The sequence below is a fragment of the Corynebacterium freiburgense genome, assembly GCF_030408815.1.
GTDB classification, from domain to species: Bacteria; Actinomycetota; Actinomycetes; order Mycobacteriales; family Mycobacteriaceae; genus Corynebacterium; species Corynebacterium freiburgense.
Window position 1 is genome coordinate 2,670,107 of the sequence record NZ_CP047355.1, and the last position, 15,696, is coordinate 2,685,802.

General features: G+C 49.8%; 14 protein-coding genes. 6 read left to right on the forward strand and 8 right to left on the reverse strand.

Features of this window, described 5'->3' with window-relative positions; translation table 11 throughout:
- Nucleotides 1–13: 13 nt before the first annotated feature.
- The 4 genes from CFREI_RS12065 to thiE are packed head-to-tail and all read right to left on the reverse strand — an operon-like array spanning nucleotide 14 to nucleotide 2,721.
- Nucleotides 14–811, reverse strand: a complete 798-nt coding sequence (locus CFREI_RS12065) for a thiazole synthase (RefSeq protein ID WP_051255995.1) — start codon at nucleotides 809–811, stop codon at nucleotides 14–16.
- The gene (gene thiS, locus CFREI_RS12070; protein ID WP_027012986.1) at nucleotides 762–965 is read right to left on the reverse strand and encodes a sulfur carrier protein ThiS; all 204 of its coding nucleotides are present in this window, start codon (nucleotides 963–965) and stop codon (nucleotides 762–764) included. The genes CFREI_RS12065 and thiS overlap by 50 nt, the downstream gene beginning before the upstream one ends.
- A complete protein-coding gene (thiO, locus tag CFREI_RS12075) occupies nucleotides 965–2,020 on the reverse strand; it encodes a glycine oxidase ThiO (protein ID WP_027012985.1) in 1,056 nt (351 codons plus the stop codon). The genes thiS and thiO overlap by 1 nt, the downstream gene beginning before the upstream one ends.
- Nucleotides 2,017–2,721, reverse strand: coding sequence for a thiamine phosphate synthase (gene thiE, locus CFREI_RS12080; protein ID WP_035112214.1), 705 nt, complete (start codon nucleotides 2,719–2,721; stop codon nucleotides 2,017–2,019). Before thiE ends, thiO begins: the two co-directional genes overlap by 4 nt.
- On the opposite strand from thiE, the gene CFREI_RS12085 reads away from it, so the two are divergent.
- Genes CFREI_RS12085 through CFREI_RS12095 form a run of 3 tightly spaced genes read left to right on the forward strand, consistent with a single transcriptional unit; the run spans nucleotide 2,720 to nucleotide 7,367 of the window.
- Complete coding sequence (locus CFREI_RS12085; RefSeq protein WP_051255994.1) at nucleotides 2,720–4,105, forward strand: GlnX family signal transduction membrane protein; 1,386 nt, start codon at nucleotides 2,720–2,722, stop codon at nucleotides 4,103–4,105. The two genes, thiE and CFREI_RS12085, sit on opposite strands and share 2 nt — an antisense overlap.
- On the forward strand, nucleotides 4,102–5,067 hold the full coding sequence (locus tag CFREI_RS12090; protein WP_027012983.1) for a glutamate ABC transporter substrate-binding protein: 966 nt from the start codon (nucleotides 4,102–4,104) through the stop codon (nucleotides 5,065–5,067). The genes CFREI_RS12085 and CFREI_RS12090 overlap by 4 nt, the downstream gene beginning before the upstream one ends.
- Nucleotides 5,064–7,367 (forward strand): serine/threonine protein kinase, encoded by a 2,304-nt coding sequence (locus tag CFREI_RS12095; RefSeq protein ID WP_084170781.1) that lies wholly within the window; start codon nucleotides 5,064–5,066, stop codon nucleotides 7,365–7,367. Before CFREI_RS12090 ends, CFREI_RS12095 begins: the two co-directional genes overlap by 4 nt.
- Before the next feature lie 26 nt (nucleotides 7,368–7,393).
- Here the strand turns inward: CFREI_RS12095 and CFREI_RS12100 are convergent, their stop codons facing one another.
- The 3 genes from CFREI_RS12100 to CFREI_RS12110 all read right to left on the reverse strand — a co-directional run bounded on the left by CFREI_RS12100 (nucleotide 7,394) and on the right by CFREI_RS12110 (nucleotide 11,479).
- A complete protein-coding gene (locus CFREI_RS12100; RefSeq protein ID WP_027012981.1) occupies nucleotides 7,394–8,605 on the reverse strand; it encodes an acetate kinase in 1,212 nt (403 codons plus the stop codon).
- Entirely contained in the window at nucleotides 8,606–9,949 is a 1,344-nt protein-coding gene (pta, locus tag CFREI_RS12105) for a phosphate acetyltransferase (protein ID WP_027012980.1), read from the reverse strand.
- 1,026 nt (nucleotides 9,950–10,975) lie between these two features.
- The gene (locus CFREI_RS12110) at nucleotides 10,976–11,479 is read right to left on the reverse strand and encodes a hypothetical protein (protein ID WP_027012978.1); all 504 of its coding nucleotides are present in this window, start codon (nucleotides 11,477–11,479) and stop codon (nucleotides 10,976–10,978) included.
- A 285-nt stretch (nucleotides 11,480–11,764) separates the two neighbouring features.
- On the opposite strand from CFREI_RS12110, the gene CFREI_RS12115 reads away from it, so the two are divergent.
- The 3 genes from CFREI_RS12115 (at nucleotide 11,765) to CFREI_RS12125 (ending at nucleotide 14,345) form a co-directional block, all read left to right on the forward strand.
- Nucleotides 11,765–13,129 carry an FAD-dependent oxidoreductase gene (locus CFREI_RS12115; RefSeq protein WP_027012977.1) on the forward strand — a complete coding sequence of 455 codons (1,365 nt, stop codon included), beginning with the start codon at nucleotides 11,765–11,767 and terminating at the stop codon, nucleotides 13,127–13,129.
- A gap of 172 nt (nucleotides 13,130–13,301) precedes the next feature.
- The gene (locus CFREI_RS12120) at nucleotides 13,302–13,775 is read left to right on the forward strand and encodes a GNAT family N-acetyltransferase (RefSeq protein ID WP_027012976.1); all 474 of its coding nucleotides are present in this window, start codon (nucleotides 13,302–13,304) and stop codon (nucleotides 13,773–13,775) included.
- 69 nt (nucleotides 13,776–13,844) lie between these two features.
- A complete protein-coding gene (locus CFREI_RS12125) occupies nucleotides 13,845–14,345 on the forward strand; it encodes a phosphoribosyltransferase (RefSeq protein ID WP_027012975.1) in 501 nt (166 codons plus the stop codon).
- Between the two features lie 27 nt (nucleotides 14,346–14,372).
- Here CFREI_RS12125 and purT read toward each other — a convergent pair whose 3' ends face one another.
- Nucleotides 14,373–15,581, reverse strand: coding sequence for a formate-dependent phosphoribosylglycinamide formyltransferase (gene purT / locus CFREI_RS12130; protein ID WP_035112213.1), 1,209 nt, complete (start codon nucleotides 15,579–15,581; stop codon nucleotides 14,373–14,375).
- Nucleotides 15,582–15,696: the final 115 nt, after the last annotated feature.

Here is a 15,696-nt window from a genome sequence, read left to right on the forward strand (position 1 = left end):
CATAAGGGATCTATTAGTCGCGTTCGGGGGAACTAGCTTGTCCCCAAAATCGCTTTGGAATCCTTCCTGCCTGATGTGCTTCTCGCCCCGCAATCACGGCATGCTTCATAGCTACTGCCATTTGTACTGGATTATCTGCTCTCGTCACCGCGGTGGCAAGCAGTACAGCAGAGCATCCGAGTTCCATGGCCATTGCAGCATCTGATGCGGTACCAATACCAGCATCACAAATCACTGGAACCTTGGCCGCCGCTGTAATCATCGAAAGATTATGCGGATTTTGAATCCCTAGGCCCGTTCCAATTGGAGCGGCAAGCGGCATTACAGCGGCGCATCCGGCCTCTTCAAGTTGTCGGGCAAGGATGGGGTCATCGGTGGTGTATGGAAGCACCACAAAGCCATCATCGACGAGTTGTTCGGCGGCGTCGAGAAGCTCAATACCATCGGGGAGTAATGTGCGATCATCCGCGATAACTTCCAGTTTGATCCAGTTAGTTTGCAAAGCTTCGCGCGCTAATTGTGCGGTAAGTACTGCTTCCGCAGCGGTATGGCAACCAGCAGTATTGGGGAGCACAAAAATGCCGAGCTCATCAAGCAGACGAATCATGCCAGTGCCAGTTTTAGAATCAACCCTTCGCATTGCCACTGTAGTAATTTCAGTACCAGACGCAACCAGTGCTTCGCGGAGAATATGTTGGTTGGCGGCGCCACCGGTGCCCATAATGAGCCGAGAGCTAAATTCACGGCCAGCAATCACAAGGTTATCCACCTTGCACCGCCGTAATAATATCGATTGATACTGCTTGCGCATCAGCAAGCGTGATATCCCATTGAGCGCGGGGCAGAACAGCACCATTTACTGCCACCGCTACTCCACGCTCTTGTCCAGCAACCTCATTGACAAGAGCACGGATAGTAATTTCTTTACCGACCGTCTGAAGCTCACCATTGAGCTCAACGTCCATTATTGCTCCACTTTCTCAAAGCGGTGTGGGTCTGTTAGGCGCATAATTGGCAGAGGTTCCCCTGCGATTTCAGCCAGCACCGCATCAGCCGTAAGCGCCGACAATAGAATACCGTTTCGACCATGCCCACAGGCGGCAATAATACGATCATCAACAGCGCCAATATATGGTTTATTATCGGGAGAATATGGTCGCAGTCCGGCAATAACCTCGTCGAATGCGTAATCTTCAATGCCTGGGAAGATAAGTGCGGCGTCGTCAAGCAATTGACGAACACCCCCAGCTGTGGGCTCCACATCATGCCCCTGCTCATACTCAGTTGCACCAACCGCAAGACCCCAATCCCGTGGAACTAAATACACCGAACGCCCATGTACACGTGCACGAATAGTACGGCGTGGTGGTTCCTGTGAAGACGCCCGCCGACGCAGACGTAAAACCTCACCTTTTACCTCTCGAATGGGTAGCCCAATAAGTTTTTCAGAACCTGCACCAGCAGCAACTACAACCCTCTCCCCCGGAACTTCATGAATATCCTCAACCACAGTGCGAACCCAGTCCACACCGAGGTTATTGCAACCACGTGCAAGAGAAGTCATTGCAATACGATTATCCACTGCATGTTCATCATCACATACAATTCCGCCACGCAATCCACGACGTAAACTCGGTTCAATTACCCGCAATTCGCGTCGCGTAACTGTGCGGAAAGCATCTGGATAATACCCAGCTACAAATTCCCTAATCGTGGCAATTTCAGCAGCATCAGCCTCATCTACACCGGTAACTAATGTCCCTTCGCCGGTAAACATATCGCCACCTAATTCGGCCCCCATATGTAACCAACTATCCAGCGCAGCAACGCCCAGGAATAACATATCCTGCTCTCCCGGCCAAGCCTCCGTGTATGCGCCGAGCATGCCACCAGCGACCCAGCCCGCGCCATCAGTACCTGGCATTTCGGGCGCATATATTGTCACCTTGCATCCTGCACTTGCCAGTCGGTATGCACAGGCCAAGCCGACAATTGAACCGCCAATGACACTTATGTTCACTGTCCCTCCTTAATTGAATGATTGATTGCTGCTAAAAGTTCTGTTACCGCAACCCCTGGATCGGGAGCTTCAGTAATGGCCCGAACAACCACAATACGCCTTGCACCTGCAGCGATTGTGGAACCGACACTCCCTTTATTTATTCCCCCAATAGCAAACCAAGGTTTAAACACTGTTTGGTTTTGCACACTTTGTTTTTCTTTTTCTGCAGCAACCCGAACTAAATCTAATCCCACCGCAGCCCGCCCCGGTTTTGTAGGTGTAGACCATACCGGGCCAGTACAAAAATAATCTACACATGGGTCCGCTAGTGCAACATCAATATCCGAAGCTGTATGGCAGGATTTTCCAATAATTACATCTGGCCCTAGTATCTCCCGGGCAAATAGTGGAGGTAAGTCTTTCTGACCAATATGGAATACATCCGACTTTGCCGCATAAGCAATATCGGCGCGATCATTAACGGCCATGAGTTTGCCATAGCGCTGACATACTTCCCGTAGCGCACTAAGAAATTCCAATTCTTGGCCCGCTTCCATCGCACCAAATTCGTGTACCCCTGGAGAATTTTTATCCCGAAGTTGAATAATATCCACTCCTGCAGCACACGCTTGTTCAGCAAGTTCTACAAGCCCACGTGGGTTATTTCCATACACATGACGCCGAGCATCGGTGACCAAATACAATGTTGCGGAGTCCATGAGTCACCAGCCTAGTGCCCTTGACGGGTATTCTGAAGCAATGAGCACCCCCGTCACTCATGATCATTGGCTTGATGCGGTGGGATCACACGAGCCCTCCAAACGTCAGCGCGCCTTTGCTATTGTGCGACGTTGGCTAGATAGTTTCGGATTTATCTCCACATCTCCAGGAAAACTTGTGGCCGCAACTGTACTGGTCAGCATAGGAATTTTCGCCGCCGGCTATTCCATGTCAGTGTCTTCGGATGAACGGCAGCAAGCACTGGATACGCTCATAACCAATACCGAACCTATGGCCTATGCCTCACATAGTGTGTATTCCTCATTATCAATAGCGGACACCACAGCCGCTACTGGTTTTGTTCAAGCTGGCGTCGAAGACCCCGCAAACCGGGAACGTTATTCAGAAGCTATTCGCCTTGCAAGTGTTTCCTTAGCTGAAGCCGCAGCCAAACAAAATGAAGATACTGCACCACTTATTCTCACTGTGCAGCAACACTTACCAGTGTATACCGGGCTGGTAGAGGCAGCTCGGGCAAATAATCGAGTTGGAAATCCGGTGGGTGCTGCATATATGGCGGAAGCTTCCGCATTAATGCGGGAACAAATCCTGCCCGCAGCCTCCACATTGTATTTAAAAACCTCCGATGAAATGGCCACCCAACAGGAACAGCTAACCCGTGTTCAATGGATTCCCATTTCAGGATTAGTTGCTGCGGTGATTTTGCTGGTGATTATTCAATGGTGGCTGTTTACTATGACACGACGTCGGCTGAATATTGGGTTTGTAGTGGCAACCGTATTAATGGTGGCTGCAACGGCGTGGGTTGGTACAGCGAATTGGATGAATTGGAGTGCAGGATCGGCCGCTTATAAACAGGCTTCGGGACCACTGTTTTCACTTACCAATGCGCGAATCCAGGCACAGAAAGCACGCACTGAGGAAACGCTGGCACTAGTCCACCGCCAAAATTTGGATCCCTCCGATAGTACGTTTGTACAAGCCTCCAAACGGGTAAGTGAAGCGCTTGATGAATTTGAACAAAGCTCCCTAAACGAGCAGGTGTCCGATGCAAATACCCTCGCCACAGCACGCACAAATTTAGAGTCCTGGACTAAACACCATCGCTCGCTTCTCGACGCCCAGCGCACAGGAGATCATCAAGCTGCGGTATTGCACACCTCCGGCAAACCTTCATCATTCGATGCGCTCGATCAAAGCCTAGCGGCACTTATGGGGAAAGCACGAACATCACTACGCTCGTATATTAGTGAAGGACTTTCGGCTACCCGGCTGGTTGCCACTCCGGTGCTGATTCTTTCACTACTTTCCGTATTTGCAGTATGGATCGGTATCCGACCAAGGTTCCAGGAGTACCTATGAAGCGGTTTATTAGTATCGCTTGTTGCGTCGCTTTGGTTGCGTGCGGAGCAGAAGTACAACCGGAACCGGAAACAAATATTGTCTCCCCTGTTGCACTCCCCCTGCCACCCGGGGCGATTATTGAAGAACCAGGCGCTATTACTCGTCCAGCTTCGCGGGAATTTTTAGGTTCCTTGCGCCCCGATCAGCGCACTCCCCAGGAGCGTGTACCTCATATTATTGAACGCGGTCGCATTATTGTTGGTGTTGACCAATCCCAGAACCTTATGAGTTTTAGCGACCCAACAAGTGGCGAGTTACGGGGCTTCGAAGTCGAGTTGGCAAAAGAAATCGCACAGGATATTTTTGGAGACCCCAACCGTATTGAATTCCGCTTTGTGGATTCCACAGATCGCATCCGCGCATTAGAGTCCAACCAAGTAGATATCGTTGTACAGGCAATGACAATAACTCGGAAACGCCAAGATCAAGTGGCTTTTTCCACCCCCTACTTCACGGCTCAAACTCGAATACTTACTGTTACTAATACGGATATTCAATCCGCCAAGGATCTTGCTGGAAGTACAGTGTGCGTCACCGACCAATCAACGGGGCTGGACACGACGCGTCGAGAAGCACCGGAATCCCGCATACTCCGGGTACGCAACTGGTCTGATTGCCTTGTTGCACTGCAACAAAACCAGGCCGCAGCCATTATTTCTGACGACGCAATTTTGTCCGGGATTGCTGCCCAAGACCCCTATACAAAAATCCTTCCCCAAGTGCTCGGAGAGGAAAACTATGGAGTTGCAATAGCAAAACCCGGCCATAGGCACCCCACCGACGGCCTTATCCGGCAGGTCAATTTTACTATTGAGCGTATTCAAAACGACAATACTTGGTGGGCTATGTACCAACGATGGTTGGAACCCTACCAAACGACCCCCGGGCCACCGCCCTTTGAATACCGGGAGGAGCGATGACGGAAGCAACCACGGGACCGATTACTGGCCCAATCACCGGACCAATCACGGAAGTAAGCACCGGGCCAGTCACCGGACCAATATCAGAAGCCCGCACCGCTGCTGTTCCATTCGACCCTTTTGCGGATGATGGCGATGAAGATGAATACGAAGTCTCATTCGGTATCCCAGTAGATTCTAGTACTCGCTCTCGAAATGAAGCGCTGACTACTTTCCGCCAGCGGCGTGGCACGCATAGAAACCAACGCGCCGTCGCCGATGGCATGGTGCAATTACCTTTCGTTGCACCTACTGATCCCGAAGCTGAACTTATTGAGCCGAATAGCAAATATGATCCACCTGTCTTACAACGAGGCGACGTTGTTGCAGGGCAATATGAAGTACTCGGTGTCCTCGCGCATGGCGGCCTCGGCTGGATCTACCTGGCAAACGACCGCAATGTTTCTGGCCGCGTTGTGGTCCTTAAAGGTTTGGCAACATCACTGGCAGACCACGATCGAGCAGTAGCCGATGCGGAACGCGAATTTCTTGCAGATATTACACACCCCGGCATTATTAAGATCTTTAATTTTATTGATGACCCTCGCGGCGAACTCATTGTTATGGAATACGCTTCCGGGCCATCTTTACGAGACCGCCGGAAAGATGGGATTATTAGCCCCGATATTGCCATTGGCTATATTCTCGAAGTACTACCCGCATTAGATTATTTACATTCCCGCGGAGTGGTCTATAACGACCTTAAACCAGATAATATTATCATTACTGAAGACCAGGTAAAGCTAATTGATCTTGGCGCTGTCTCCGGAATCGGTGCATTCGGCTACATTTACGGAACAAAAGGATTTCAAGCACCAGAAGTTTCCAAAGATGGCCCTTCAGTAGCTTCAGATATTTACACTGTTGGCCGCACTCTAGCCTCGCTAATCTGTGACCTGCCAGTGGTTGATGGCATATTTGCACCGGGTATTCCATCCCCCAGTGATGAACCAATTTTCCGCCGCTATTTAAGCCTTTACCGGCTCCTTTTGCGGGCTACAGATCCAAATCCTGAATCACGTTTTAGCAGTGTAAGAGAACTACAAACCCAGCTCTATGGTGTCCTAAGAGAAATTCTCGCTGTTCGTGATGGCAAGCAATTCCCCGCCCAATATTCGGTATTTTCCCCGCAACGTACAACTTTTGGCACTAAGCACACGGTATTTCGCACAGACCAATTGATTGACGGTATTGCCCGCACGGTTCGCATTACACCCCCTGAAATAGTTGCAGCACTTCCAGTACCACTGCTTGATACTACCGATCCCGGCGCACATATGCTCACTGGTTATTCGTATGCAGAACCACATGAAGCGATTGAAACAATCCGTGAAGCTATGGATGAATACCCAACCAGTAGGGAAATCCCCTTAGGCATGGTTCGCGCACTCCTAGACCTTGGGCTTACTGCCGAGGCCCGTGCCATGTTGAATTCCCTCGACCACTTCAATACAGATTGGCGCCACCAGTGGTATTCAGGGATTACCGATCTACTTCTGGATGATTACAAAGCAGCCCAGGAACACTTTAATAACGTGCTTATTATTTTGCCTGGCGAAGCGGCACCCAAACTTGCCTTGGCCGTGGTAGATGAATTACTGCTGCAACAGGCCGGCTTTGAACAAACTCCGCTTCTCGACGCCCCAATGATCGCCGCTGCACAACTCCTCGATTCCGCCACAGATAGCGTAGTTGATTTTAATATTGTTGACCCAACATGGTCACACCTTAATCAGGAGCCAGCCGCCCTGCGTTTTCATGCCATGCGGCTTTATAGTTTGGTGTGGGCTACAAACCCAACAACGATTTCCTCTGCATTTGGGCTTACTCGCATGCTGATGGCCGAAGGCCAAGTAGAACAAGCGGTAGCCGCCCTCGATAGTGTGCCGCAGCCTTCCCGACACCATCGGATGGCAAAACTTACTACGATTCTCCATCTGGTGTCAGGCCCACCAGAGCAACTTACGGAATCGCGGATTAGACGCGCTGCCAGACGCCTCGAGGAAATCCCGACCAATGAGCCACGGTTCCTGCAAATCAAAATCGCAGTTATGAATGCCGCTTTGAACTGGCTCCGCGCCACCGAACTCGATTGTGCGGCCGCCACTGACGATATTTTCGACGTCCCGTTTACACAACGGGGATTGCGCCGCGGTATCGCCAAAGGACTTAGGCTACAAGCTCGATCATCACCCTTTGCACGACACCGCTATGCACTTGTTGATATGGCCAATACCGTTCGACCGACCACCTGGTTCTAACAGCGCGCGTTCAGTCTTAAAACCGCCTAGGACTCAGTTTTGGTAGCGAGCTTCATTGCTTTACGGGCAATAGCAAGCTCCTCATTCGTCGGAATTACGAATACCTTGATTTGCGAATCATCCGTGGATATTTCTCGTGCACCGTCGTTTGGCAGTGCATTTCGCTCCGGATCAATCTTGATGCCAAAACCTTCCAGACCAGCAAGTGCATCCGCACGAACATTAGGGGCATTCTCCCCTACACCAGCAGTAAAAGTAATAGCATTTACTCGACCAAGGGCAATCATATAGGAACCAATATAACGCCGTAATTGGTGGATATAGACGTTATAAGCCAACCAAGCGTCTTGGTTTTCCTGCTCGATAAGCTGACTTAATTCCCGGAAATCATTCACACCTGAAATGCCTTTTACACCGGATTGTCGGTTCAAAAGCGCATCAATTTCATCAATGCTCATTCCTGCACTGCGATGAAGATGGAACACAATCCCTGGATCAATGTCACCAGAACGAGTTCCCATAACCAAGCCTGCAAGCGGCGTCATCCCCATAGATGTATCGATCGCTTTGCCACCCCGAATCGCCGCAGCTGAAGCACCATTACCCAAGTGCAGCGTGATTTGGTTGACTGCTTCCGCTGGCATATCAAGCAGCGGCGGCACATGCTGCGAAACATACTCATGGCTAGTTCCATGGAAACCATATCTACGCACCCCATGAACTGCTGCTACCTCTGCATTGATCGCATACAATGCCGCAGCTGGAGGCATTGAATGGAAGAAACCAGTATCAAAAACTGCCACATGGGGCACATCAGGCAGAATTGCACGGGCAACTTCAATACCGTCGATATTGGCCGGATTATGCAATGGAGCCAATGGAATAAGATCCCGAATCATATTTAAGATCTCATTGGTAATAATCTCTGGCTGGGAGAACAGGATCCCACCATGGACTACACGGTGACCAACCGCCGCAATCTCCACATTTGATGGGCCACAGCCATGCTCTGTCATAAGCTGAAACGCCATTGCCAAACCAATAGAATGATCTGGAATCGGAGCTTGCTTTACATACTTTTCACCATCAAATTTCAAGGTGACATTGCCTAGTGGCTCTCCAATTTGCTCCACTAAACCAGAGGCAAATGGTTCATCGGTGGCGTGCTTTTTAGGATCAACGAGCTGAAATTTAATGGAGGAAGAACCAGAATTCAGCACCAAAACCAAGGCAGACATTTACTTGCCTCCAGCTTGGATCGCAGTAATAGCAACAGTATTTACAATATCTGGAACCGTTGCACCACGGGACAAGTCATTCACGGGTTTATTTAAACCTTGCAAAATTGGGCCGACTGCCAGTGCATGGCCAGTTCGTTGCGCAGTCTTATATCCAATATTTCCAGCTTCCAGATCCGGGAAAATAAACACATTTGCGTGGCCAGCAACCTTAGACTCAGGCATTTTCTTCGCTGCAACACCAGGATCACATGCGGCGTCGAACTGGAGGGGGCCGTCGACAAGCACTTCTGGATCGAGTTTATGCGCTGCTTCAACTGCCGCAGTCGCGCGGTCTACATCAGGACCGGTGCCAGAAGTTCCCGTGGAATAACTCAAGATTGCGACGCGTGGATCAATACCAAATTGGGAGGCAGTACGAGCCGAGACCACCGCGATTTCACCCAATTGCTCTGCAGTGGGATTTGGGTTAACAGCACAGTCACCGAAAGCCCAAAGGCGACCACGCATCACCATAAGGAAAATCGAGGAAACCACTGAAGTCCCAGGTGAAGTCTTAATAATCTGGAAACTTGGTTTAATCGTGTGAGCGGTAGTGTGAGCGGCCCCCGAAACCATGCCATCGGCCATGCCTTTGTGAATCATCATGGTCGCGTAGTAGGAAATATCCTTCATCGTCTCACGGGCTTCCTCAATAGTCATGCCCTTGGACTTACGGAGCTCCGCAAATTCTTGCGCAAACTCTTCCGCACGTGGATCCGTTAAAGGATCAGAAAGATGAGCTTTTGATATGTCGAGCCCCAGTTCAGTTGCACGAGCAGTTACTTCCGCTGGCACACCAAGGATAGTTAATTCGCAAACATCCTTGGCCAATAGCTGATGCGCCGCCTGCAGAATTCGATCGTCATCCCCCTCAGGCAAGACAATATGAGCCTTGGTCTTTTTAGCTTTTTCCAACAACCAATGCTCAAAAACAACAGCACTCATAACCTGCTCTGCTTCCGCACCTGCGGTCTTAGCCGCCAATTCGGCAGGATCATTCCCAACCCCAGCAACTACCGCACCTAAAGACTCAGCCTCCCTTACTGTTAGATCAACCGCTAAACCCGGTTCACCCAGAATAGCCAGTGGGACACCCAACGCTGCACCACATTGGGCATCAAAATTAAGATTTCCGGTACCTAAGTATACCACCGCTTCGCTGGCTGCATCTGCAACTACATCGGAAATTTCGGCACTACCTCGAACAAGCGGACGGACCGGCAAACCAAATGGCTGGGCGTCTTCTGGATCCAAACTACGACCTAGGGCCGAAAGTAAAATGGAGCGAGCGAGATTAGTCACCAGAGGTCCTTTCCATAAGATTGTGAGTAGCAAGCATAAAAGAGCTACATGTGATTCGCCCCATAAGCTTAGCGGAGTGAACTCACATTAGGCATACCTCGGCATATAAACAATGCAAGAAAAACCTGCTGCCGTTATATGAAGGCTATACAAAAGCGGCCGGTGGTAATAGTTGTGAGCAGTGATCTACTGGCCGGTACTCGAAGTGAACCTGCTCCTGAAAGTTAGACCAGTTTTTGTTCTAGCTTGTTTAGGGGCGGGGTTATTGTAAAAAATCTGCCTTTGTTGGGTGGTGGGTTGTGTCAGATCTGCCTGATATTTTGGGCTTGTGGGGCTGGTTTTCGGGGCGGGTTGGCTGGAAATCCAGGGTTTCCCGGGTGTTTGAGTTGGTTTTCGGGGCGGGTTGGCTGGTTTCCCGAGCCTTTGAGCCGCTTTACCTGCGGTTTGATAGGCTAACCCTATCGAACTAGTGATGTTTTCATACTGAGTGTCGCAGATTCCATAAAATCGCCTGAAAAAATGGAATTTGTGACAGCAACCAACATTGCACACAACCGTTGACCTGGGGTTTGTCGCAGATTCCATAAAAACAGTGAAAAAAATGGAATTTGTGACAGGTTCCCTACCTATCGTGTCGCAGATTCCATAAAATCCGCCGAAAAAATGGAATCTGTGACAACACGCCCAACCAGCGCCCAACCAGACCAAGCACTTCCCAACCAGCGCCCAAAAAGACCGGTCAGCAGCCAACCAGACCAAGCACCTCCCAACCAAATCCCAGCTCACCACAAGCACACAACCAAACCACCGGACAAAAACCAGCAAAACCAGGTCAAAACTAAACTAAAACCAGCCAAAGTCAGCGGAATCCATGAAATTGCAACCCTATCGACCCTAAAACCCCACCAGTCACAACATCCCCAAAAAGCTGGAGCATGAACTCGCCCCAACAACCCCCAAATCCTCCCTTAAAATCCCCGCACAGTACAGCTCGACATACGGGGACCAGTTCGCATTTCGTAAAAACTAGTTTGTGAAACGAAGAACAACCACCAATTGTTCCGGGCTATATGCATACCCCATGCAATAATGCGTGCTTGTTTGTGAGTAATTGTGGAATGCCTCATCCTCAAGGAATTTTGAAGCAACACTTTGGGCGTTAAGCTGCGCACCAAGGTCGTACACATACGCAACTTCCTTCTCTCCCTCAATCGGCTCAGTGCTAGCTCCATTAAGTATCTCCGATGCACGAGCATTGGCCGCAGCTACCTTTTCATATTCATCAACGACCATCAGATTGCCGAAATTAGGAGGCATTTGGTTTCGAATAGCAGTAGCAAGAGTGTTCGCTTCGGACATTGTTAGGTTCACCGTATGCCCACTTTGTGGGTTTGTAGCTTCTTGCCCTAATAACCCTTGTGCATCCTGGTTCCCTGAAACAAGAGCAACCAATAAACTCACAAGGAAGCCCAGCGTTGAACCGTGTTGCCGAAGAAAATCCAACACAGGTTTGAACACCGAACGTGTCACCCTACTGCCTCCTCCACACAATAAAGCAAAATGCTGATCGTGGAAGTTGATAGATTTGCCAAAAGAATTCCCACTGAACAGCACTAAGAGCCTGAAATAACTCCTGTAAGTAGGGTACCATTTACGCTACAAAACTGAATAAAAAATTGCCGTCCAGATCCCCCCGATCCGTATGAATTACCCAAACTGTCAATTACCCAGACTAGAAGGAGAGTTAGGAAGTTAGGCAGCGTAAGGTAGTGGGGAAGAATTGAACGTCAAACCATCTCAAGGATGCCTAACACTATGTCTCGACCGTTGCGTGTTGCCGTTGTTGGTGCCGGCCCTGCAGGAATTTACGCCTCCGACCTGCTTATGAAGTCCGAAACGGACTGCACCATCGATCTATACGAACGTATGCCTGCCCCGTTTGGGCTTATTCGCTACGGTGTTGCACCCGACCATCCACGCATTAAAGGCATTGTAAATTCGCTCTATAAGGTGTTAGACAAACCAGAGCTACGGCTACTAGGAAATATCGATGTAGGCAATGAAGTGACCACCGATGAGCTGCGAGAATTCTACGATGCAATCATCTTCTCCACAGGCGCTGTTGGTGACCGCGACCTTGAAATCCCAGGCGCTGATCTAGAAGGTTCTCATGGTGCTGCAGAATTTGTTGGTTTTTATGATGGAAACCCGGAATTCGAGCGCTCTTGGAACCTCGATGCCAATAAAGTTGCAGTTATTGGCGTTGGCAATGTTGGCTTGGATGTTGCCCGCATTCTCGCAAAGACTGGCGATGAACTCCTTGTGACCGAAATCCCAGATAATGTATATAACACGCTAAAACAAAACCGTGCTGAAGAAATCCATGTCTTTGGTCGGCGCGGACCGGCACAAGCGAAATTCACGCCATTGGAGCTTAAAGAACTCGATCATTCCCCCACGATTGAAGTTATTGTTGATCCTTTGGACATCGATTACGACGAAGCATCCGAAGAAGCTCGCCGTAATTCAAAGACTCAAGACTTAGTCTGCTCCATTCTTGAGCAATACGCTATGCGTGATCCCAAAGGTGCTCCACATAAATTGATTATTCACTTTTTTGAATCACCAGTAGAGATCCTCGGAGAAGACGGCAAGGTTGTTGGTTTAAAAACCGAGCGCACTGAATTGGATGGCACCGGAAATGTTCGGGGCACTGGGGAGTTCAAAATTTGGCCGGTGCAGGCGGTGTATCGCGCAGTTGGGTACCGCTCCGATGCTATGAATGATGTTCCATTTGATAATGAGCGTGCTGTGATCCCTAATGATGGTGGCCATGTCATTGACCCTGAAACCGGCGAGCCAATTCCAGGGCTTTACACCACAGGATGGATTAAACGCGGCCCTGTTGGCCTGATTGGGAATACCAAGTCTGATGCAAAAGAGACCACAGATATGTTGCTTGCGGATTGGAACGCTGGTGAGCTCGCCACCGCACCAAACCCAAGCGAAGATGCCGTTCTTGAGTTTCTTAAAGAAAAAGGTATTGCGTACACCACGTGGGCAGGTTGGCATAAGCTCGATGCCGCTGAACGTGGACTAGGTGAGGCGGAAGGTCGCGAACGTAAAAAGATCGTTGAATGGGACGATATGGTTGATCATGCCCGCCACGACGCTAGTTAATTCGCTCACATCAAACGAGTTAGGCAGTACATGTAAAACGGCGTAAAACCGTTTCCACACCCCTCAAGACACCCCCGTTACAGGCATATGGGGGTGTTATTTTTCTTGCTTTTTGGGCTCTCCCCGGGAAATATAACGCAATTTTTAGCTACGGCGTGTATCTTGAGACGCCATGAACAACTACTTTGCTGTTTCTCACCTCACTCAGCTCAGCGCCCTTGAGGTTCATAAGCTCTATAAGCTTCGCGTTGACGTTTTCGTGCATGAACAACGATCTCCCTATGCAGAAATTGACGATATCGACGCCCTGCCAACCACCAATCACATGCAGGCTTGGGACTCAGACAAACATCTCCTGGGAACTGCTCGCCTGTATCCAGAAAATGATCGCTGGCACCTCGGACGCGTGTGCGTAGCCAAGCCGTATCGAGGTACTGGTCTTGGCGCTGAGATTATGCACCAGACACTTCGCCTAGCATTCGAGCAGAATCCAGAATTTGATGTTTTTATTGAAGCTCAAGAACAACATCTAAAGTTCTACGAAAACCTTGGCTTTAAAGCAACCGGCGAGGCGTTCGATCTTGATGGTGTATCACACGTGCCAATGCTACTCAAAGCCGATGAATTAGCTGCTATGTTCGCATAGCATTGTTTCTTCTGCCAGAAACCAAGGGGCCAACTCGATTGGGCACTATTCCAGCGGTAAAGTTAATCCATGGCTTATCATGCGGACTCTGCTGAACTTACAAGAAAAGAAGTGCTCACTTGGGAGTTGTTTGGAACGGCATCCCGGGAACTCGCACAAGAAATCGTCGATAGTGGCTTTGAACCTGAAATCATTATTGCTATCGCTCGTGGCGGCCTTGTCCCTGCGGGCGCTTTATCGTATGCGCTTGGCATCAAGCTCAATGACACAATGAACGTTGAGTTTTATACGGATGTAAATGAGACCCTTCCGGACCCCATCCTCCTTGAACCCCTCTTGGATGAAAAGTCCATCGCTGGCCATAAACTTCTGTTGGTTGATGATGTTGCCGACTCTGGACGTACACTCGCCCTGGCATTGAAATTACTTGAACAACAAGGAGCAGAGGTACGGAGTGCTTGCTTGTTTGCAAAAAGCCGCTCAGAAATAACCCCTGATTATGTTTGGAAGCACACCGATGAGTGGATTGTGTTCCCTTGGTCTGAGAAACCACCGGTCACAGCAAAGTAGGCAGTACGTTTGACGGTCGCGGCGTCGTTAATCTTGCGCTACTTTGATAGCTGCCGCGGCCTGACGCGCGCGTTCCCGAGCCGTTGAAATATTTTCGGCGGTGGCCAGTGCAACCCCCATACGTCGTTTAATATGGGCTTCAGGCTTACCAAACAATCGAACATCAGTTTCCTCAATGGCTAGCGCTTCAGCTAAACCTGTATAGGAAACCCCTACTTGATCCACCCCGCCATAAATCACGGCGGAAGCACCCGGAGATACGCAGGTCACATCAATAGGCAGACCCAATACAGCGCGCGCATGCAACTCAAATTCGGAGATCCGCTGGCTGACCATTGTAACCATGCCAGTATCGTGCGGGCGTGGAGAAACCTCCGAAAAATACACATCATCACCCGCAACAAACAATTCCACACCAAATACTCCACGACCACCGAGCGCGCCAGTAATACGCGCTGCAACCGAACGTGCATTTGCCAGTGCGATAGGGCTCATTTGGGTAGGTTGCCAGGATTCTACATAATCACCATCCTGCTGGACATGCCCGATTGGTTCACAGAACCAGGTTGCATCTTCACCAGTTGAAGGATCAATTGACCGAACCGTAAGCATTGTAATTTCGTAATCAAATGGGACAAAGCGTTCGATAATTACCCGGCCTCCGGCAACACGCCCACCGCTGCGAGCATAATCCCATGCGGCATACATCTCATCTTCCGAATGTACGATCGATTGCCCTTTTCCAGATGAACTCATAACCGGTTTGACCACACACGGAAATCCCATATGAGCCACCCCTTGTTGGTACTCCTCATAGGTACCAGCAAAGGCATATGCGGAAGTTGGAAGTCCAAGCCGCTCCGCAGCAAGCCTTCGAATTCCCTCTCTATTCATAGTGAGCTGGGTAGCTCGAGCGGAAGGAATAACAGTAGTTCCTGCCGACTCAATCTCCACCAATGCACCAGTAGCCAATGCCTCAATTTCAGGCACAATAAAATCTGGCTGAACCCGCGCGACTAACTCATGGATAGCCACGGGATCAGTCATATCGAGCGTGTAGTAATAATGCGAAACCTGCTGTGCTGGCGCGTATTGATACCGGTCAGCCGCGTGAACCTCCACCCCCAAACGCTGAAAAGCAATTGCAACTTCCTTGCCCAATTCCCCCGAACCGAGAAGCAGTACACGGGTCGCGGTTCGAGAAAGTGGAGTGCCGATCTTTTCAGGCGTAAGCACGTTGAAAATGCTCCTTCGATCAGGTCATTGGCGATAAGGACTACACAAAGTATAACGAGCCTTTAGATTCCATTCAGTGTCTCATTATTTTATCCAAGTGATTTGCGAGTTTTAT